Below are 18,352 nucleotides of genomic sequence, written 5' to 3'. Positions count from 1 at the left end.
CGCCCCGATCGCAGGCCGACCCGGCGTCGCCGGTGCGGCCTTACGCGGTGACCGGCGGGCGGACGGCGCCGCGGGTCAAGCTGGCGATGGAGGCGCTGGTGTCGTCGGCCACCGCCGAACACCGGGAGTTCTCCCATATAACCCCTGAATATCAAGCGATTTCCCGATTGTGTCGTCAGGTGCGGTCGGTCGCCGAGGTGTCGGCTCTGCTGCACATCCCGTTGGGGGTGGCGCGGGTGCTGATCGCCGACATGGCGGCTGAAGGGCTCGTACGCGTGCACCAGCCGCAGCTGGATGCCGGCCGTCCGGACGTCAACTTGCTGGAAAGGGTGCTCAGTGGACTTCGCAGGCTCTAGCGGGGAATTGACCTCGACCAAAATAGTGGTGGCCGGCGGCTTCGGGGTGGGCAAGACGACGTTCGTCGGCGCCGTGTCGGAGATCATGCCGTTGACGACCGAGGCCGTGATGACCGACGCGTCGGCGGGGATCGACGACCTTGGCATGACGCCGCTGAAGTCGACCACGACCGTGGCCATGGACTTCGGGCGGGTGTCCCTGGACCGTGACCTGATCCTCTACCTGTTCGGCACGCCGGGTCAGCACCGGTTCTGGTTCATGTGGGACGACCTGGTGCGCGGCGCGATCGGGGCCGTGGTGCTGGTCGACACGCGGCGGCTGGCCGACAGCTTCCCGGCGATCGACTACTTCGAGGAGGCCCAGCTGCCGTTCATCGTGGGCGTCAACGGCTGGGACGGGCAGTATCCGCACCCCGACAGCGAGGTCCGCGACGCGCTCTCGCTGGTCCCGCACATCCCGCTCATCCGCCTGGACGCGCGCTCCAAGGAATCGGTGAAGGGCGCGCTCATCCACCTGGTCGAGCACGCCCTGACCGTGCGCACCGCCGTCCCCGGCTGGAACGGCTAGGCGGGAACCGCCTCGATCACGCTGGCGGCGGCCTCCAGGCCGACGACCCTGGTCAGGGTGAGGTCCGCGCGGGCGAGCAGCGCACCGTACTCCGCCCTGCTGCGCTCGGCGCCGCCGTCGAAGACGGCGAGCATCCGCATGTCGAGGTCCTTGCCCAGGTGGGGAGCGTCGTCGTCGGGCAGCACGATCTCCAGGATCAGCACCCGGCCGGTCGGGCTCATCGCCTGACGCACCGTGCGCAGGATCGCCACCGCGTCCTCGTCGTCCCAGTTGTGCAGCACGCTGCCGAGCAGGTAGGCGTCCCGGCCCTCCGGGACCGACCGGAAGAAGTCGCCCGGCACCAGCTCGCAGCGGCCGGCCAGACCGTCGTCCGCGAGCGCCTGCCTGGCCTGCTCGACGACGTGCTCCCGGTCGAGCAGCACTCCGCGCATCTCGGGGTTGGCCCGCAGGATCGCCGACAGGATGTGTCCCCGCCCGCCGCCCACGTCCACCAGGCTGTGCACGCCGGTGAAGTCGTAGCCTTTCACCAGGCCCTCGATGAACGGGATCGCCCTGGTCGACATGTATTCGCCGAAGATCCTGCTCGCCTCGGGGTCGGTGGCCAGGCTCTCGTAGAGAGGGCCGTAGCGGGCCGTGAGCGCCGACGATCCCGAGCGGACGGTGGCGGGCAGGTTGCCCATCGCATACCAGAGCCTCTCGTCGCCCAGCATCCGGATCGACGAGCGCAGCGAGCCGGGGACGTCCGAGCGCAGCGCGGTGCCCCGTTCGGAGAGGTCGTAACGGTCGTCTCCGGCACGCCGCACCAGGCCCATGGCCGCCAGCTCGCGCAGCACCCTGCGGAGCGCGCGCGGATCCGCCTCGCACCGCCTGGCCAGCTCGGCCGGCTCGAGCGGGCCGTGGGCCAGCTCGTCGGCCACGCCCAGCTCGGCCATGGTCAGCAGGGCCGCGAAGCGGGAAAGATCCGCCATCGCGTCCCAGATGAGGTCGTCGGAGTGACGCATGGATTCCTTTCTCGATCTCGTATCGTCATGGTCTGCGGGTGGCCTGGCGGTGCCAGACCAGGACCCGCCGTTCGGCCAGCACGAACAGCGCGTTCACCAGATAGCCGAGCACGCCGAGCAGCGCGATCGCCGACCAGACGCCGGCCGCGTCGAAGCTCCGCTGCGCCTGCAGCATCTGGTAGCCGATGCCGTCGGTGCCGCCGAAGATCTCCGAGAGCACCATGAGGATCAGCGCCAGCGACAGGCTCAGCCGCAGCCCGGCGAAGATCTTCGGTGACGCCGCGGGGATGACGACCACCCGCAGATGCTGGGCCTTCGACAGCCCGAACACGGTGGCGGTCTCGGTGTAGGTGCGGTCCACCGACCGGGCGCCGTCGATGCTGTTGAGCAGCACCGGCCAGATGACGCCGAACACGATCGTGGCCAGCTGCGTCGCCAGGCCCGACTGGAACAGCACGAGGAACAGCGGCAGCAGCATCGGCGGCGGCACCGCCCGGCCGAACTCGATCAGCCCGTCCACGTACCCGGAGATGGTGCGCGAGCGCCCCAGGACCACCCCCACCACCACGCCGATCAGCGAGGCGAGGACCCAGCCGCCGAACATGCGGCCGAGGCTGGGCATGATGTTGGCGAACGCGTCATCGGTGAGGAACAGCCGGGAGGCCGGTCCCGAGAACCACAGCTCGTACATCCGCACGACGATCTCGCTGGGAGGCGGGAAGTCGTCGTCCACGTAGACGAAACGGGTGACCAGCTCCCAGGCGACTATCACCAGGGGTACGAACCAGAGCCGGTTGAGCACTTTCACGTCCGCGCCCCTCCCGTCCGCAGCCAGTGCCAGCGGAACAGGCGCCGCTCGGCCGTCTGCAACGCCAGGTTCGCCACCACTCCGAAGATCCCGGCCCACAGCGTGGCCGCCATGATCAGGTCCATCCGGTTGCCCGAGCCGGCCGCGACCGCGAACACGCCGATGCCGTTGACGCCGCCGGCCAGCAGCTCCGCGCTCACGGCCAGCACCAGCGCGATCCCGGCGGCGATCCGCACGCCGGTCGCCATGAACGGCGCGGCGCTGGGCAGGCTGACCCGGGCCAGCACCGCCAGCGGGCCGAACCCGAAGGTCCGCATCGACTCCTTGGCCAGCGGGTCGACGTCGTGCATGCCGTACAGGGTGTTGATGAGGATCGGCCACAGCGACGCGTAGACGATGACCGAGACCTTCATCAGCGAGTCTTCGGGGATGAGCAGGATCGCCAGCGGGATGATCGCCACCGACGGGATCGGCCGCATGAACTCCAGCAGCGGCCGGACCGCCTGCTCCGCCCGGGGCAGCGCGCCGAGCAGCACGCCCAGCGGCACCCCGACGCCGATCGCGACCAGCAGGCCGAGCGCCCAGTTGCCGATCGTGACCAGCATTCCTTCGAGGAACTCGGGGTCCGCCAGGAGGAGCGCGGCTTCGTACAGGATCACCGACGGAGCCGGGAAGTCGAACGTCCGGGACACCCAGAGTCTGACGACCAGCTCGCCGAGAATGAGGAAGCCCGCGACGCCGATGGCGCCGCGGGTCAGTTGGGCACTTCTCATCCTGCTGCTGGGGGAGCCACGATGATCGACTTCACGTCGATCGGCTTCTCGAGGTACTTGTACTCGAGCATCAGGTCGGCGACCTTCTGCAGCCGGTCGGCGTTCAGCTCGCTCGGGTAGGTGCCGAGCGTGATCACCGACGCGACCTCCGGCGTGATCTTCGTGTACGTCGGGATCATCGCCTCGATCTCCTTGCGGTCGCTGGAGGCGAGGGTCTGGGCCTTGGAGATCGCGCGCTGGAAGGCGGCCAGCGTCTTCGGGTGCTTCTGCGCCCACTCCTCGGTGGCCATCCAGCCGGCGATGGGCAGGTTCTCGGTCTCACCGGTCATCGTGTCGGCGAGCTTGCGGAAGCCGAGCTGGCTCTGCGTCGCGGTGATGAACGGCTCGGTGATCCAGCCGGCGTCGGCCTGGCCGCTCGCGATGGCGTTGCCCATCTCGGGGAACGGCTTCTCCGCGAATTTGACGTCGTTTTCAGTAAGACCGGCGACCTTCAGCTGCGTCGTCACGGCAAGCGTGGCGACGTTGCGCAGGTTGTTGACCAGGATGGTCTTGCCCTTGAGGTCCGCCACCGCGTTAATCGGCGAGTCCTTCGGGACCATGATGTTGAAGTTGTTTTCAGCGGCCTGGTACATGTCCGCGACGAGCTTGAGCTTCTTGCCGGCCTCGACCGCGGAGAAGGTCGAGACGTAGTTCGTCATGGAGATGTCGAGTGAGCCGTTCTCCACTTGCGGGATCGCGGCCGCGCCACCGGTAATGATGACCGGCTCGACCGTGAGGCCCTCCTCCTTGAAGTAGCCCTTGGCGTTCGCGATATAGAGCGACACGGGGTCGGGAATGGGGAGGGCCCCCACCTTGATGGTGGTCTTTTCCAGACCGTCGGCGTTGGCCGTCGTGTCGGGGGACTCGCCGCCGCTGCCACAGGCGGTAAGGGCGAGTGCGACTGCGGCGCCGACGGCAATGGCGCGACAGCGCAGGTTGCGTGTCATGGGGAAGGTCTCCTACCAGGGGGGAAGCTATTGGAGCGCGGCATTCGATCGCCGGGCGTGAAGCGTACCGGAGGGGAGATCAGAGCTGAAGCCGATCCGTCTCGAATCCCCTACTTTTCTGCTTAACACGACTTCTCGCTTTATAGTCGCATATATTACTTTCTGTCATCTAAAGGGTCATATGTCCGAATTGGAAGATCGTAGCTCTCCGTAAACGGAAGCTAGCGGCTCGAACAAAGCGGCCCTCTGGACGATGGAAAACTCGTGAGGCGTTGGCTCAACTATGAGGTTTGTGCTCAAATTGGGCACCGAACTTGCCTGCGATCACGCGTCGGCGTGCCAAATGCGCGTGATCCCCACTAAGCAGCAGGCTATGGCGAGAGGTTGCCACAGTGAGGACACCAGCGACCGATTCCGGTCGTAGCAGGGCGCAAGACCTGCCGGGACCGCCCGTTTCCACGCTGGCGCCGGCGGACCGGCCGCTGCCCAAGCCGGGCAGCTCGTTCGCTCTGCGTAACTGGCGAGTACGGACCCGCCTCATCGCCCTCATCGCCATCCCGACGATCGTCGGCGTCCTCCTCGGCGCGCTGCGCGTCGGCACCTCCATCGGCAGCGCCCAGCAGTACGCGCAGGTCGGTGAGGTCAACACGCTGATGAGCAGTGTCGGGGAGCTCGCGCACAACCTGGCGGTCGAGCGCGACCGGGCCGCCCGCTACGTCGCCTCCAATCGCAGACAGGGCGAACTGCAGCCGCTGACCACGCAGCAGGACATCGTCGACGCCAGCGCCAAGCGCTTACTCGGGATTTCGGGCTCCGCCCAGGGCCTGCTGTCGGATCTGGGCCAGAGGCGTCTGGAACTCACCCGCTTCCGGCTCGGGCAGCTGCCCACGATGCGCAAGACGATCCAGGGAAGCCAGCTCCCGCCGCTGCCGACCATCGAGAAGTACAGCGAGGTCATCAGCGATCTGCTGCAGCTCTTCGACGAGGTCGGCCAGGGGGCGGCCGACGAGCAGATCACCTCGACCAGCACGGCCATGCGCGCCGTGGCGCGGGCCGAGGAGGAGACCTCCAAGCAGCGCGCGCTGCTGTCCGCCGCGCTGCTGAAGAACGAGTTCACCGGACCCGAGTTCAACGCCTTCGTCGATGCCCGCGCCCGCCGCGAGAGCGAGCGGGCGACCTTCCGCAGCGCCGCCACGCCGGCCCAGCGCCAGCACTTCGACAACACGGTCACCAGCGTCGAGGTCGGCCGGGCCGAGTTCTACGCCAACCGCGCGATCTTCCTGCACAACGCGGGGACGGCGCTGCAGCGCCTGGACACCACGACCACCAAGGACGTCGACAAGTGGTACGACTCCATCACGCGGACGGTCGACAAGCAGAACGAGGTGCAGAAGGCCCTCTCGCAGCAGATCGCCACCCGCAGCGCCGACCTGCAGGGCGCCGACCGGCAGGCGGCCGCCTTCAGCATCGGCCTGGTCATCCTGCTGCTGGCGCTGGTCCTCGTGGTCACCGCCGTCATGGCGCGCTCGCTCGTACGGCCGCTGAGGCGACTGCGCGGGGACGCGCTCAAGGTCGCCGGCAAGACGCTGCCCGGCCTGGTGCGTCAGCTGCGCGAGGGCGAGGCGGATCCGGAGTCGCTGCACGTGCCGCCCATCCAGATCTCCTCCAAGGACGAGATCGGTGAAGTCGCGCGGGCGTTCGACGAGGTGCACCGGGAAGCGGTGCGGCTGGCGGGCGAGGAGTCCCGCCTGCGGGCCAACGTCAACGCGATGTTCGTGAACCTGTCGCGGCGCAGCCAGACGCTGGTCGAGCGGCAGATCACCCTGATCGACGGCCTGGAGCAGGGCGAGCAGGACGAGCAGCGGCTGGCCAACCTGTTCAAGCTGGATCACCTGGCCACCCGCATGCGCCGCAACTCCGAGAACCTGCTGGTCCTCGCCGGCCAGGAGCCGCCCCGCCGGTGGAGCCAGCCCGTCAAGATGGTCGACGTGGCCCGCGCCTCGCTCTCCGAGGTCGAGAACTACGAGCGGGTCGTGCTCCAGGTCCCCGACGGCGTCTCCGTCGCCGGCCAGGCCGTCAACGACGTCATCCACCTGATCGCCGAGCTGGTGGAGAACGCGCTGTCGTTCTCCCCGCGCGAGACCCGGGTGACGGTGTCCGGCAGCCGGATCGACGGCGGCGGCGTGATGCTGTCCATCAGCGACTCCGGCATCGGCATGACCCAGGAAGAACTCGTCCAGGCCAACGAACGGCTCGCCCAGACCGTGGCCGTGGACGTCTCGGTCTCGCGCCGCATGGGCCTGTTCGTGGTCTCCCGGCTGGCACAGCGGCACGGCATCCGCGTACAGCTCAGGACGCAGAGCGGCGGCGGGCTCACCGCGATGGTGCTGGTGCCCGAGAGCCTGCTGGGCGCGCAGACGCAGGGCTTCGACGGCGCGGCCGGCGCCGCCGGGGCGCTGGCCGGCATGCAGCGCGCCCGGGCCGAGGCCTTCACCTCGCCGCCGCCCGTGCCCCAGTGGGGCGACAACGGCTTCCAGATGAGCCCGGCGCACCCCTCGTACCCGGGGAGCGCGGAACCCAGCGGCTCCTGGCCCGCCACCAACGTGCAGTGGCCGTCCAACGGCGGCGGCTCGGGCGCGTGGCCGTCCGATCCGCGCGGCGGCGGCGGGTTCGACACCGACGACGTGTGGATCCCCTCGCGCGTCCCCGGCAGCTGGACGAACGAGCAGGCGCCGCCGATCGAGCGGCCCGCCGACCCGCTGCCGACCAGGAACCCGGCCAACCGCGGCAAGCAGTCGTACGACTTCCCGGAGACGGCCGAGTCGGGGGCCACCGGCCCCATGCCCGCGGTCAACGCCTCCTCGGGAGGGGACGACTACCTGCCGATCTTCGCCTCGGTGGAGTCGGCCTGGTTCGAGCGCGGTGGCAGCAGCGGCGCGTGGGGGTCGGCCAAGGCGGACGCGGGATGGACCGCGGCGCAGGCGGCGGCCGAACCCGTACGGGACGGCGCGACGGCCTCAGGGTTGCCCAAGCGGGTGCCGAAGGCGAACCTGGTGCCGGGCTCGGCCGACACGGCCGCGGCGCCCAAGGGGGTCGCCCCGATGCCCGCGATCTCACCGGACCGGGTGCGCAGCCGGCTGGCGAGCTTCCAGAAGGGCTTCCGTGCGGCACGCGACGACATCAGCGAGGGCAGGGCGAACGTCTCTGACCCGAGGGAGAACAGGGAGGAGGGCGCGTGAACGACCTGAGCCAGGCGGCGCGGGGAGTGGACTGGTTGGTCACGGACTTCGTCAACAGTGTTCCCGGTGTCGCGCATGCGGTGGTGGTGTCGTCTGACGGACTGCCCCTGGCCACGTCGGCCGGGTTTCCGGTGGACCGGGCCGACCAGCTGGCGGCGATCGCCTCCGGGCTGGTGAGCCTGACCCAGGGCGCGGCCCGGGTGTTCGAGGGCGGCGCCGTGAACCAGACGATCGTGGAGATGCAACGGGGGCTCATGCTGATCATGTCCATTAGCGACGGTTCCTGTCTGGGAGTGCTCGCCGCTCCGGACTGTGACATGGGGCTGGTCGCGTACCAGATGACGTTGATGGTGGATCGCGCCGGCAAGGTGCTGACCCCGGCGGTGCGTGCCGAGCTGCGCGCCAGCCAGACCAGGTGATGTAGGTGACGGACCCCAGATGGAACAGCGGCGGCTGGACTCCCCAGCCGCCTCCGCCGTCGAGCAACGACCCGGCCTCGCCGGTCCGTCCCTACGCGGTGACCGGCGGGCGGACCGCGCCCAGGGTCAAGCTCGCGATGGAGGCCCTGGTGTCGTCGGCGACGGCCGAGCACCGGGAGTTCTCCCACATCACTCCCGAATACCAGGCGATCAGCCATCTCTGCCGTCAGGTGCGGTCGGTCGCGGAGGTGTCGGCGCTGTTACGGATGCCCTTGGGCGTGGCGCGGGTGCTGATCGCCGACATGGCCGCTGAGGGCCTGGTCCGGGTGCACCAGCCGCAGCTGGACGAGGGCAGGCCGGATGTCAACCTGCTGGAAAGGGTGCTCAGTGGACTTCGCAGGCTCTAGCCCCGGGCTCACCTCGGCGAAGATCGTGGTGGCCGGCGGCTTCGGGGTGGGCAAGACGACGTTCGTCGGCGCCGTGTCCGAGATCATGCCGCTGACGACCGAGGCCGTGATGACCGACGCGTCGGCGGGGATCGACGACCTCGGCATGACCCCGCTCAAGACGACCACCACGGTGGCCATGGACTTCGGGCGGGTGTCCCTGGACCGCGACCTGATCCTCTACCTGTTCGGCACGCCCGGGCAGCACCGGTTCTGGTTCATGTGGGACGACCTGGTGAAGGGGGCGATCGGCGCGGTCGTCCTGGTCGACACGCGCCGGCTCGCCGACAGCTTCCCGGCCATCGACTACTTCGAAGAGGCCAAGCTGCCCTTCATCGTGGGCATCAACGGCTGGGACGGACGGTACCCGCACGGCGACAACGAGGTCCGTGAGGCGCTCACGCTCGCGCCGCACATCCCGCTCCTCCGTCTCGACGCGCGTACGAAGGACTCGGTCAAGGGCGCTCTGATCAACCTCGTGGAGCACGCGTTGTCGGTCCGGATGGCCGTGCCAGGCTGGAACGGCTAGCGAAGCGGATAGGCTGAGAGCAGACCCACATTCGCTTCGAGGACTGGCCAACCACGTGTTCGAGACGCTTTCCGACCGGCTGACATCGGTCTTCTCCTCCCTCCGATCCAAGGGTCGGCTGTCCGACGCCGACATCGACGCGACCACCCGCGAGATCCGCATCGCGCTGCTCGAGGCCGATGTCGCGCTCCCGGTGGTCAAGGCGTTCGTCGCCCGGGTCAAGGAGCGCGCCCGCGGTGCGGAGGTCTCGCAGGCGCTCAACCCGGCGCAGCAGGTCGTCAAGATCGTCAACGACGAGCTGATCGAGATCCTGGGCGGCGAGACGCGCAGGCTGCGTTACGCCAAGACGCCGCCGACCGTGATCATGCTCGCCGGTCTCCAGGGCTCCGGCAAGACCACGCTGGCGGGCAAGCTCGCCAAGTGGCTGCGCGAGCAGGGCCACGTGCCGCTGATGGTCGCCGCCGACCTCCAGCGCCCCAACGCGGTGCAGCAGCTCCAGGTGATGGGTGAGCGCGCGCAGGTCGCGGTCTACGCTCCGGAGCCCGGCAACGGGGTCGGCGACCCGGTCGACGTCGCCCGCCGCTCGATCGACGAGGCCAGGCGCCAGCAGCACGACATCGTCATCATCGACACCGCCGGCCGCCTCGGCATCGACCAGGAGCTCATGCGGCAGGCCGCCGACATCCGCGACGCGGTCCAGCCCGACGAGATCATGTTCGTGGTCGACGCCATGATCGGCCAGGACGCCGTCACCACGGCCCAGGCGTTCATGGACGGCGTCGGCTTCGACGGCGTGGTGCTCACCAAGCTCGACGGCGACGCCCGCGGCGGCGCGGCCCTGTCGGTGCGCCACATCACCGGCCGCCCGATCATGTTCGCCTCCACCGGCGAGAAGCTGGAAGACTTCGACGCCTTCCACCCCGACCGGATGGCCTCCAGGATCCTCGACATGGGTGACATCCTCACCCTGATCGAGCAGGCCCAGAAGACGTTCGACGAGGAGCAGGCCGCCAAGATGGCGGGCAAGCTCACCTCGGGCGAGAACTTCACGCTGGAGGACTTCCTCGAGCAGATGATGATGGTCCAGAAGATGGGCCCCATCAAGAACCTGCTCGGCATGATGCCCGGCATGGGGCAGATGCGCGACCAGATCAACTCGATCGACGACCGCGACCTCGACCGCATCGCCGCCATCATCCGTTCGATGACCCCGGCCGAGCGGCAGGACCCGAAGATCATCAACGGCTCCCGGCGGGCCCGCATCGCGAACGGCTCCGGCACCACGGTCAGCGCCGTCAACAACCTGGTCACCCGCTTCTTCGAGGCCCAGAAGATGATGAAGCGGATGGCCGGCGGCATGGGCATCCCCGGCATGCCGGGCGGCAAGGGCAAGGCGGCCAAGTCCTCCAAGAAGGCCAAGAAGGGGCGGCGCGTGAGCGGCGACCCGCGCAAGGCCGCGCTCGGCAAGGCGGCCGCGGCCGACGAGGCCCCCGCCGCGCCCAAGAAGGGCGGCGCGCTGGGCAACCTCGGCGGCAAGCTGCCTCCGGGCGTCGAGCTGCCCCCCGGCTTCGACCCGTCGAAGCTGCGGCTGCCCGGCCAGAAGTAATCTTCGTGGCGGCGGGCGTGTGGGTCCCGGGCAGTGTCCGGCGTCTGGCACAATGACATGTTGGAACACCGTGACCAGGCGGGTGCCCTCTCACCTCCCGCAGGTCACGTTTGTCCCTTGAGCGGGCTCGCATCGTGCCCCACTCGATGAGAAGCCGCTCACTCGTGTCTGTGAACGCAGGAGAGACCACACCCGTGGCAGTCAAGATCAAGCTCAAGCGGCTCGGCATGATCCGCAACGCTCAGTACCGCATCATCGTCGCCGACAGCCGCACCAAGCGTGACGGCCGTGCGATCGAGGAGATCGGTCTGTACCACCCGAAGGAACACCCTTCGCGCATCGAGATCAATGGTGAGCGTGCCGCTTACTGGCTGGGTGTCGGCGCGCAGCCGACCGAGCCGGTGCTCAAGCTGCTCAAGCTCACCGGCGACTGGCAGAAGTTCAAGGGCGAGCCCGCCCCGGCGCCTCTCAAGGTGGCCGAGCCGGCGCCCGACAGGCACGCCGTCTACGAGGCCGCCGCCAAGGAGGCCCTGGCCGGTGGCGAGACCGCCACCACCGCCACGACGCCGAAGAGGTCCAAGAAGAAGGACGAGGCCGAGGCCCCCGCCGAGACCCCGTCCGAGGGCGAGGGCTGACGTGCTCGAGGAGGCACTCGAGCACCTCGTGAAGGGCATCGTCGAACATCCCGACGATGTCCGGGTCCGCGCACGCCGCATCCGCAGCGGGCGCGTCCTGGAGGTCCGAGTGCACCCTGACGACCTGGGCAAGGTCATCGGCCGCGGCGGGCGCACCGCCAAGGCTCTGCGCACGGTCGTGAACGCCCTGGCCGACGGCAAGTACGTCCGGGTCGACCTGCTCGACCTGCACGAAGCGGTCCGTTGACGTCAGGTTTCGCGCGCCCTCATCGGTAAGCCCGGTGGGGGCGCTCGTGGTTGTGGAGAGGGAAGGTTCACGTGCAGCTGGTCGTCGGCCGGATAAGCCGTGCCCATGGAGTGCGCGGTGACGTCACCGTGGAGGTGCGCACCGACGATCCGGGGCTGCGCTTCGCCGTCGGCAACGCGCTCACGACCGACCCGCCCGAGCGCGGGCCGCTGGTGATCGAGAGCAGCCGCTGGCACAAGGGCGCACTGCTGCTTTCGCTCGCCGGCGTCACCGACCGCGACAGCGCCGAGGAGCTCCGCGGCACCCTGCTCGTCATCGACTCCTCGGACGTCGAGCCGTCCGACGACCCCGACGAGTTCCACGACCACCAGCTCATCGGGCTCACGGTCGAGACCACCGGCGGCGAGACCGTCGGCGAGGTGGCCGACGTCCTCCACCACGGCCAGGACCTGCTCGTGGTGCGGCGCGGCGGCGGCCGCGAGGAGGCGCTCGTCCCGTTCGTGAAGGCGCTGGTCCCCGTCGTGGATCTGGAGGGCGGCAAGCTCGTCGTCGATCCGCCGGAAGGCCTGCTGTGAGGCTCGACATCATCTCGATCTTCCCTGAATACTTCGCGCCGCTCGGCGTCTCGCTGATCGGCAAGGCCCGCGAGCGCGGCACCCTCGACGTCCGCGTCCACCAGCTCCGCGACTGGGCGCACGACGTCCACAAGACCGTCGACGACACCCCTTACGGCGGCGGCCCCGGCATGGTGATGAAGCCGGAGGTGTGGGGCGAGGCCATCGACGACGTCATCGGCGACGGCGGGCCCCGGATGATCGTGCCGACGCCGAGCGGGCGGCCGTTCACCCAGGAGCTGGCCCAGGAGCTGGCGGGGGAGGAGTGGCTGCTGTTCGCGTGCGGCCGCTACGAGGGCATCGACTCCCGGGTGATGGCCGAGTACGGCTCGCGGCTGCGCGTCGACGAGGTGAGCATCGGCGACTACGTGCTGGCGGGCGGCGAGGTGGCGGTGCTGGTGATGGTGGAGGCCATCGGCCGGCTGCTGCCCGGCGTGCTCGGCAACGTCCGCTCCGCCGTCGACGACTCCTTCGCGCCCGGGGCCATGCGCAACCTGCTCGAAGGCCCGGTCTACACCAAGCCGCCCGTCTGGCGGGGTCACGAGGTGCCGGACGTGCTGCTGTCCGGGCATCACGGCAAGGTCGCCAGATGGCGCCGTGACCAGGCGCTCCGCCGTACGGTCGCGACCCGGCCCGAGCTGCTGGCGGAGATCGACGCCGAGACGCTCGACAAGCACGACCGGCGGCTCCTCGACGAGCTGGCGTTTCGCGTCCCTCCGGAAGATGTGGCAAACTGAAGCGTCGCCAACTGCCATGTGGTTGGTCAGCATGCCCGGGAAGCTTCCCGGGTTCACCGAATCAGCAGGCGCGTCCGCCATGAGCCCAGGCCGGGTGGACCTCCGCGTGCTCGCGAGACTTGAGGAAGCATCTCTCATGCACACGAAGATCCAGGAGCTTGAGAAGGCCAACCTGCGCAGCGACGTCCCGGACTTCCGTCCCGGTGACACGCTCGAGGTTCACGTACGCGTCGTCGAGGGCAACCGCTCCCGCGTCCAGGTCTTCAAGGGGTTCGTGCTCCGCCGTCAGGGCGGCGGCGCCCGCGAGACCTTCACCGTCCGCAAGGTCAGCTACGGCGTCGGCGTCGAGCGCACCTTCCCGGTGCACAGCCCGGTGATCGAGAAGATCGTCGTGGCCAGCCGGGGCGACGTGCGCCGCGCCAAGCTCTACTACATGCGCGACCTGCGCGGCAAGGCGGCCCGCATCCGCGAGAAGCGTGAGACGCCCGTCAAGTGAGCCCGGCGTCCGAACGGCCCGCCCCGTGGGGCGGGCCGTTCCGCCTTTGCGGGGGCCTTCCCTTTATGTGGAGCGACTCGTGCCCGGTGTAACGTCGGTCGAGGCTTGTCGAGCCGACACATCATCTAGGCTCATCACCGATGACTAGCGAGAGCCAGGAGTACGGCGCGTCGCGCCGCCCTGTCGAGGACGAGGTGGACGTGGTCGCCGAAGAGACTCACCAACCGGCAAAAGGCGGGAAGCCCGACGAAGACCAGAAGAAGGAAAAGAAGGGCTCCTTCTGGAAGGAGCTCCCCGTCCTGGTCGTCGTGGCACTGGCCCTCGCGCTGATCATCAAGACCTTCGTGATCCAGGCGTTCTACATCCCGTCCGAGTCGATGGAGAACACCCTCCTCACCAACGACCGGGTCCTCGTCAACAAGCTCGTCTACCACACCCGCGACATCGAGCGCGGCGACGTCGTGGTCTTCTCCGGCGTCAACTCCTGGGACGGCGAGTTCCAGATGGAGGAGCCGAGCAACCCGGTCGAGGGCTTCTTCCGGTGGGTCGGCACCGCGTTCGGCATCGTGCCCGGCGAGAAGGACTACATCAAGCGGGTCATCGGCGTCGGCGGCGACCACGTCGAGTGCTGCGACAAGCAGCAGCGCATCACCGTCAACGGCGTGCCGCTCGACGAGAGCTCATACCTCTACCCGGGCAACCTGCCCTCGCGCGAGGAGTTCGAGACCGACGTGCCGCCCGGCCACCTGTGGGTGATGGGCGACCACCGGCAGGTCTCCATGGACTCGCGCTCCCACACCGGCGATCCCGGCGGCGGATCCATCCCCGAGAGCCAGGTCATCGGGCGGGCCTTCGTCATCGTCTGGCCGTTCTCCCGGGCCACCACGATCCCCATCCCCGAAACGTTCGCACAGCCCGCGCTCCAGGCGCTCAGCGGCGCGACACCGCTGGTCGCCGGGTTCGCGCTGGCCGTCCCCCTGGTTCTGGTCCGTAGGCGCTGGCTGCGGAGTAAGCGCTGATGGCCGCCACCGAGAAGGCGGAGTCCTTGGAGAAGAAGAAAAAGGGCGGCTTCCGGGAGACCGTCCTCCTGCTGATCACGGGGATCGGCATCGCCCTGTTGCTGCAGGCCTTCGTGGTCGGATCGTTCTACATCCCCTCGGAGTCGATGGAGAACACCCTCAAGATCAACGACCGGGTGTTCGTCAACAAGCTCGCCGGGCCGCCCGGGCGCGGCGACATCGTGGTGTTCAAGGGCTGGAACGGCGAAGACACCATCAAGCGGGTGATCGGCGTCGGCGGCGACCAGGTCAAGTGCTGCGACTCCAAGCGGCGCATCACCATCAACGGCAAGCCGCTCGACGAGTCGTCCTACCTCTACCCCGACGACTACCCCTCGGGCGACGAGTTCGACGTCAAGGTGCCCGAGGGCAAGCTCTGGCTGATGGGCGACCACCGCAGCGCCTCCGCCGACGCGCGCAGCCACATGGAGGAGCCCGGGGGCGGCTTCATCTCGGTCGACGACGTCATCGGCACGGCGGTCGTCCGCTACTGGCCGCTCGGCCGCGGCACGATCTTCACGAAGCCTGACAGCTTCGCACGGGTCGAGTAGTCGCGGTTTGCGCCGGATGGGGCGTACGCTTCCAGTGTCATGACAGTAGCGTTCCGCCCTCGACCGAGCGTGGTCCGGCGTGATTCCGGGCTCTACGCCTACGAGCGGGCGCTGGCCCGCCGCGGCCTCACTCCCATCGCCGGAGTCGATGAGGCCGGACGTGGCGCGTGCGCCGGCCCGCTGGTCGTCGCCGCCGTCATCCTGCGCAAGCCGATCGAGGGGCTGGGCGACTCCAAGCTGCTCACACCCGCCGTGCGGGAGCGGCTGCACGACCTCATCCTCGCCACCGCGCACGTCGGCGTCGTCGTCATCCCTCCGGAGGTCATCGACGCCAGGGGGCTCCACAAGTGCAACGTGGCGGGAATGCGGCGGGCGGTCGCGCGGTTGACCTGCGATCCGGGATACATCCTCACCGATGGCTTCCCGGTTCCGGGTCTGCCGGCGCCTTCGCTGGCGGTCTGGAAGGGGGACCAGGTGGCCGCCTGCGTGGCGGCCGCGTCGATAGTGGCGAAGGTGACGAGGGACCGGCTGATGGCCGCGCTCGACGAGGAGTTCCCGCTTTACGGCTTCGCCGAGCACAAGGGGTACGTCACGCCACAGCATCGCCTCGCACTCGAAACGCACGGCCCGTGCCCGCACCACCGTTACTCCTTCGTCACGGTGGCTAGGGGGATGGGCGAGAATGAAATGGGGGCCGGGGTTGCCTGATCAGGCACGCCGGGGGACCGGTACGACAGGAGGACCGCGATGAGCGCAGAGGATCTCGAAAAGTACGAGACCGAGATGGAGCTGCAGCTTTACCGCGAATACCGCGATGTCGTCGGATTGTTTACCTACGTGGTGGAAACGGAGCGGCGGTTCTACCTGACGAACTCGGTCGACCTGGACGTACGCACGGCGGAGAACGGTGATGTGTTCTTCGACGTGAAGATGCAGGACGCGTGGGTGTGGGACATGTACCGGCCCGCGCGGTTCGTGAAGAACGTCCGTGTGGTCACGTTCAAGGATGTCAACGTCGAAGAGCTGGCCAAGGCCGACCTGGAGATGCCCAAGGAGGGCTTCTCCGGTTAGCGGCGTGACAGGTTGACGAAGGGGCGCGAGCTGTTCGCGCCCCTTCGTCGTATGTGCGGGTCTTCTGGGTTGTCCACAGGGTGCCCGCGCTCGCCCCCGCTGTCCCCAGAGCCACGTTCGGGGCCGGACGCGGCGGCCCCCGTGCGCGAAGGTCAGTGCCCGGAGGTGGCACACATGGCCGCGAAGAACGAACTCGGCAGGCACGGCGAGCAACTCGCCGCCGACTACCTGCGTGCCGAGGGCATGACCATCATCGAGCGCAACTGGCGCTGCCGCCACGGCGAGATCGACATCATCGCCGAGGACGGCCCCACCCTCGTGGTGGTCGAGGTCAAGACCCGATCGAGCATGTCGCACGGCACGGCGCTGGAGTCCGTGCGCCCCGCCAAGCTGGCCCGCCTGCGCGCACTCGCCGCCAAGTGGCTGGCCGCGGAGTCGCGCACGTACGCCACGGTCAGGATCGACGTGATCGCCCTGGACCGCTTCGCGGGCGACTACTCCCTGCGCCACGTGCGGGGGGCGTCGTAGATGGCGGTCGCACGCACCCGCAGCGTCGCCCTGGTCGGCGTCACGGGCAGCTCGGTGGAGGTGGAGGCCGACGTCGGCAACGGCCTGGCGGGCATCCACCTCATCGGGCTGCCCGACGCGGCGCTGAGCGAGGCCAGAGAGCGGGTCCGCTCGGCCATGGTCAACAGTCATTTCCCGTGGCCCGACGCCCGCATCACGGTCAGCCTGTTCCCCGCCAGCGTCCCCAAGCGCGGCAGCCAGTTCGACCTGTCCATAGCGGTGGCCATCCTCGGCGCCGCCGGGGTGGTCCCGGCGAGCCGCATCGCGGGCCCGTTCTTCCTCGGCGAGCTCGGCCTCGACGGACGCCTCCGCCCGGTGCGCGGCGTGCTCCCGTCCGTGCTGAGCGCGGCCAAGGAGGGCGACGACATCACCGTCGTGGTCCCGGCGGCCAACGCCGCGGAGGCCGCCCTGGTCCCGGGCGTGCGGGTGATCCCGGTGCCCGACCTGCGCCGCCTCGTGGAGTGGCTCCGCGCGGACGACTTCCCGTCGTCGATCGAGACGCCCGCCCACCCTCCGACGCCGGGCGGGACGCCCGATCGCTTCGGGGCGCCCGCCCACCCTCCGACGTCGGCCGCAACGTCCGACCGCTTCGGGGCGCACGGCCACCCCCTGACGCCGGCCGGGACGCCCGACCGCTTCGGGGCGTCCGGGCACTCGCGGCCGTCCCCGCCCGTCCAGCCGCACGTCGACCTGTCCGACGTGGTCGGCCAGCCCATGGCCAGGCGCGCCCTGGAGGTCTGCGCCGCGGGCAACCACAACCTGTGGATGCTCGGCCCGCCCGGCACCGGCAAGACCCTCCTGGCCGAGCGCCTGCCCACGCTGCTCCCCGACCTGGAGCTCGATCACGCCCTGGAGGTCACGGCCATCCACTCCGTCGCCGGCGCGCTCCCGCCCAACAGCCCCATGGTCTTCCGTCCGCCGTACATCAGCCCGCACCACACCGCCACGGCGGCGGCGATCGTCGGCGGCGGCAGCTCGGTCGTCCGTCCCGGCGCGGTCTCCCTGGCGCACCGGGGCATCCTGTTCATGGACGAAGCGCCCGAGTTTCCCTCCCACGTGCTCGACTCGTTGCGGCAGCCGCTGGAGTCCGGGCAGGTGACCGTGTCCAGGTCGATCGGCTCCGTCACCTTTCCCGCGCGTTTCATCCTCGTGCTGGCGGCCAACCCCTGCCCGTGCGCCCAACCGCAGGACAAGGGCGGAGAGTGCCAGTGCTCGCCCACCACCCGGCGCCGCTACCTGAGCAGGCTCTCCGGCCCGCTCCTCGACCGCGTCGACATGAAGGTCACCGTGGCGCGCTCGTCCAGACGCGAGCTGATGGCCGACCGGCAGTTCGTCGAGACCAGCGAGACCGTGGCAGGGCGCGTTCTCGCGGCCCGCGCCCGCGCCGCCGAACGCCTCACCGGCACGCCATGGCGGACCAACGCCGAAGTCCCCTCCGCGGCCCTGCACTCCCGGTTCCGGCCGTCAGATGCCGCCATGAAGCCCATGACGAGCTGCCTCGACTCCGGCTCCCTGAGCGCCCGCGGCCTCGACCGTGTCGTCCGCGTCGCCTGGACGCTCGCTGACCTGGCGGGCAAGCCCCGCCCCGACGAGGACGAGACCTCGGCCGCGCTGGCCCTCTGGCTCGGCCTCAATCCATGACAGC

General features: G+C 69.4%; 22 protein-coding genes. 18 read left to right on the top strand and 4 right to left on the bottom strand.

Features of this window, described 5'->3' with window-relative positions; translation table 11 throughout:
* The first annotated feature begins 32 nt into the window (after nucleotides 1–32).
* Nucleotides 33–356: a DUF742 domain-containing protein gene (locus ACIBF7_RS25240; RefSeq protein WP_148034881.1), complete on the top strand. Its 324-nt coding sequence runs from the start codon at nucleotides 33–35 to the stop codon at nucleotides 354–356.
* Between the two features lie 7 nt (nucleotides 357–363).
* The gene (locus ACIBF7_RS25235; RefSeq protein WP_148033789.1) at nucleotides 364–924 is read left to right on the top strand and encodes an ATP/GTP-binding protein; all 561 of its coding nucleotides are present in this window, start codon (nucleotides 364–366) and stop codon (nucleotides 922–924) included.
* On the opposite strand, the gene ACIBF7_RS25230 is transcribed toward ACIBF7_RS25235, so the two are convergent.
* From ACIBF7_RS25230 to ACIBF7_RS25215, 4 genes are read right to left on the bottom strand one after another with little or no spacing between them, the layout of a single operon-like run.
* Nucleotides 921–1,925: a methyltransferase gene (locus ACIBF7_RS25230; protein ID WP_148033788.1), complete on the bottom strand. Its 1,005-nt coding sequence runs from the start codon at nucleotides 1,923–1,925 to the stop codon at nucleotides 921–923. The two genes, ACIBF7_RS25235 and ACIBF7_RS25230, sit on opposite strands and share 4 nt — an antisense overlap.
* Nucleotides 1,926–1,950: 25 nt before the next feature.
* Nucleotides 1,951–2,733, bottom strand: a complete 783-nt coding sequence (locus ACIBF7_RS25225; RefSeq protein ID WP_219546583.1) for an ABC transporter permease — start codon at nucleotides 2,731–2,733, stop codon at nucleotides 1,951–1,953.
* Nucleotides 2,730–3,506 carry an ABC transporter permease gene (locus ACIBF7_RS25220; protein ID WP_148033786.1) on the bottom strand — a complete coding sequence of 259 codons (777 nt, stop codon included), beginning with the start codon at nucleotides 3,504–3,506 and terminating at the stop codon, nucleotides 2,730–2,732. The genes ACIBF7_RS25225 and ACIBF7_RS25220 overlap by 4 nt, the downstream gene beginning before the upstream one ends.
* Nucleotides 3,503–4,492, bottom strand: coding sequence for an ABC transporter substrate-binding protein (locus ACIBF7_RS25215; RefSeq protein WP_261808793.1), 990 nt, complete (start codon nucleotides 4,490–4,492; stop codon nucleotides 3,503–3,505). The genes ACIBF7_RS25220 and ACIBF7_RS25215 overlap by 4 nt, the downstream gene beginning before the upstream one ends.
* A gap of 392 nt (nucleotides 4,493–4,884) precedes the next feature.
* Between ACIBF7_RS25215 and ACIBF7_RS25210 the strand changes: the two genes are divergently transcribed.
* From ACIBF7_RS25210 to ACIBF7_RS25135, 16 genes are all read left to right on the top strand, one after another.
* Nucleotides 4,885–7,731 (top strand): nitrate- and nitrite sensing domain-containing protein, encoded by a 2,847-nt coding sequence (locus ACIBF7_RS25210; RefSeq protein WP_397198313.1) that lies wholly within the window; start codon nucleotides 4,885–4,887, stop codon nucleotides 7,729–7,731.
* Nucleotides 7,728–8,150: a roadblock/LC7 domain-containing protein gene (locus tag ACIBF7_RS25205; RefSeq protein ID WP_148033784.1), complete on the top strand. Its 423-nt coding sequence runs from the start codon at nucleotides 7,728–7,730 to the stop codon at nucleotides 8,148–8,150. The genes ACIBF7_RS25210 and ACIBF7_RS25205 overlap by 4 nt, the downstream gene beginning before the upstream one ends.
* Nucleotides 8,151–8,155: 5 nt before the next feature.
* Nucleotides 8,156–8,557 carry a DUF742 domain-containing protein gene (locus tag ACIBF7_RS25200; RefSeq protein ID WP_148033783.1) on the top strand — a complete coding sequence of 134 codons (402 nt, stop codon included), beginning with the start codon at nucleotides 8,156–8,158 and terminating at the stop codon, nucleotides 8,555–8,557.
* Complete coding sequence (locus ACIBF7_RS25195; protein WP_148033782.1) at nucleotides 8,511–9,125, top strand: ATP/GTP-binding protein; 615 nt, start codon at nucleotides 8,511–8,513, stop codon at nucleotides 9,123–9,125. Before ACIBF7_RS25200 ends, ACIBF7_RS25195 begins: the two co-directional genes overlap by 47 nt.
* 55 nt (nucleotides 9,126–9,180) lie before the next feature.
* Entirely contained in the window at nucleotides 9,181–10,731 is a 1,551-nt protein-coding gene (gene ffh, locus ACIBF7_RS25190; protein WP_148033781.1) for a signal recognition particle protein, read from the top strand.
* A gap of 194 nt (nucleotides 10,732–10,925) precedes the next feature.
* Nucleotides 10,926–11,366 carry a 30S ribosomal protein S16 gene (rpsP, locus tag ACIBF7_RS25185; protein WP_148033780.1) on the top strand — a complete coding sequence of 147 codons (441 nt, stop codon included), beginning with the start codon at nucleotides 10,926–10,928 and terminating at the stop codon, nucleotides 11,364–11,366.
* Between the two features lies 1 nt (nucleotide 11,367).
* Nucleotides 11,368–11,613, top strand: coding sequence for an RNA-binding protein (locus tag ACIBF7_RS25180; RefSeq protein WP_148033779.1), 246 nt, complete (start codon nucleotides 11,368–11,370; stop codon nucleotides 11,611–11,613).
* Nucleotides 11,614–11,684: 71 nt separating this feature from the next.
* Nucleotides 11,685–12,188, top strand: a complete 504-nt coding sequence (rimM, locus tag ACIBF7_RS25175) for a ribosome maturation factor RimM (protein WP_148033778.1) — start codon at nucleotides 11,685–11,687, stop codon at nucleotides 12,186–12,188.
* A complete protein-coding gene (gene trmD / locus ACIBF7_RS25170) occupies nucleotides 12,185–12,964 on the top strand; it encodes a tRNA (guanosine(37)-N1)-methyltransferase TrmD (protein WP_271275860.1) in 780 nt (259 codons plus the stop codon). The genes rimM and trmD overlap by 4 nt, the downstream gene beginning before the upstream one ends.
* Before the next feature lie 136 nt (nucleotides 12,965–13,100).
* Nucleotides 13,101–13,460 carry a 50S ribosomal protein L19 gene (gene rplS / locus ACIBF7_RS25165; protein ID WP_148033776.1) on the top strand — a complete coding sequence of 120 codons (360 nt, stop codon included), beginning with the start codon at nucleotides 13,101–13,103 and terminating at the stop codon, nucleotides 13,458–13,460.
* 140 nt (nucleotides 13,461–13,600) lie between these two features.
* Nucleotides 13,601–14,479, top strand: coding sequence for a signal peptidase I (lepB, locus tag ACIBF7_RS25160; protein ID WP_219546585.1), 879 nt, complete (start codon nucleotides 13,601–13,603; stop codon nucleotides 14,477–14,479).
* Nucleotides 14,479–15,069 (top strand): signal peptidase I, encoded by a 591-nt coding sequence (gene lepB / locus ACIBF7_RS25155; RefSeq protein WP_148033774.1) that lies wholly within the window; start codon nucleotides 14,479–14,481, stop codon nucleotides 15,067–15,069. Before lepB (ACIBF7_RS25160) ends, lepB (ACIBF7_RS25155) begins: the two co-directional genes overlap by 1 nt.
* 39 nt (nucleotides 15,070–15,108) lie before the next feature.
* Nucleotides 15,109–15,777, top strand: coding sequence for a ribonuclease HII (locus tag ACIBF7_RS25150; RefSeq protein WP_148033773.1), 669 nt, complete (start codon nucleotides 15,109–15,111; stop codon nucleotides 15,775–15,777).
* Between the two features lie 39 nt (nucleotides 15,778–15,816).
* Entirely contained in the window at nucleotides 15,817–16,140 is a 324-nt protein-coding gene (locus tag ACIBF7_RS25145; RefSeq protein ID WP_026215037.1) for a DUF2469 domain-containing protein, read from the top strand.
* Between the two features lie 174 nt (nucleotides 16,141–16,314).
* Entirely contained in the window at nucleotides 16,315–16,668 is a 354-nt protein-coding gene (locus tag ACIBF7_RS25140) for a YraN family protein (RefSeq protein ID WP_148033772.1), read from the top strand.
* Nucleotides 16,669–18,348 carry a YifB family Mg chelatase-like AAA ATPase gene (locus ACIBF7_RS25135; protein ID WP_397198312.1) on the top strand — a complete coding sequence of 560 codons (1,680 nt, stop codon included), beginning with the start codon at nucleotides 16,669–16,671 and terminating at the stop codon, nucleotides 18,346–18,348.
* Nucleotides 18,349–18,352: the final 4 nt, after the last annotated feature.

The sequence above is a fragment of the Nonomuraea sp. NPDC050478 genome (genome assembly GCF_044458265.1).
Lineage (GTDB): Bacteria > Actinomycetota > Actinomycetes > Streptosporangiales > Streptosporangiaceae > Nonomuraea > Nonomuraea ferruginea.
The sequence above is the reverse complement of the archived record's forward strand: the minus strand, read 5'-3'. Positions and strand labels throughout refer to the sequence as shown.

Excerpts from the sequence above, each read along its gene's own strand:
- lepB (WP_148033774.1), top strand. The coding sequence starts at position 14,479 with ATGGCCGCCACCGAGAAGGCGGAGTCCTTGGAGAAGAAGAAAAAGGGC.
- ACIBF7_RS25230 (WP_148033788.1), bottom strand. The coding sequence starts at position 1,925 with ATGCGTCACTCCGACGACCTCATCTGGGACGCGATGGCGGATCTTTCC.
- ACIBF7_RS25195 (WP_148033782.1), top strand. The coding sequence starts at position 8,511 with ATGTCAACCTGCTGGAAAGGGTGCTCAGTGGACTTCGCAGGCTCTAGC.
- ACIBF7_RS25145 (WP_026215037.1), top strand. The coding sequence starts at position 15,817 with ATGAGCGCAGAGGATCTCGAAAAGTACGAGACCGAGATGGAGCTGCAG.
- ACIBF7_RS25215 (WP_261808793.1), bottom strand. The coding sequence starts at position 4,492 with ATGACACGCAACCTGCGCTGTCGCGCCATTGCCGTCGGCGCCGCAGTC.
- ACIBF7_RS25150 (WP_148033773.1), top strand. The coding sequence starts at position 15,109 with ATGACAGTAGCGTTCCGCCCTCGACCGAGCGTGGTCCGGCGTGATTCC.
- ACIBF7_RS25220 (WP_148033786.1), bottom strand. The coding sequence starts at position 3,506 with ATGAGAAGTGCCCAACTGACCCGCGGCGCCATCGGCGTCGCGGGCTTC.
- ACIBF7_RS25135 (WP_397198312.1), top strand. The coding sequence starts at position 16,669 with ATGGCGGTCGCACGCACCCGCAGCGTCGCCCTGGTCGGCGTCACGGGC.
- rplS (WP_148033776.1), top strand. The coding sequence starts at position 13,101 with ATGCACACGAAGATCCAGGAGCTTGAGAAGGCCAACCTGCGCAGCGAC.
- ACIBF7_RS25140 (WP_148033772.1), top strand. The coding sequence starts at position 16,315 with ATGGCCGCGAAGAACGAACTCGGCAGGCACGGCGAGCAACTCGCCGCC.
- lepB (WP_219546585.1), top strand. The coding sequence starts at position 13,601 with ATGACTAGCGAGAGCCAGGAGTACGGCGCGTCGCGCCGCCCTGTCGAG.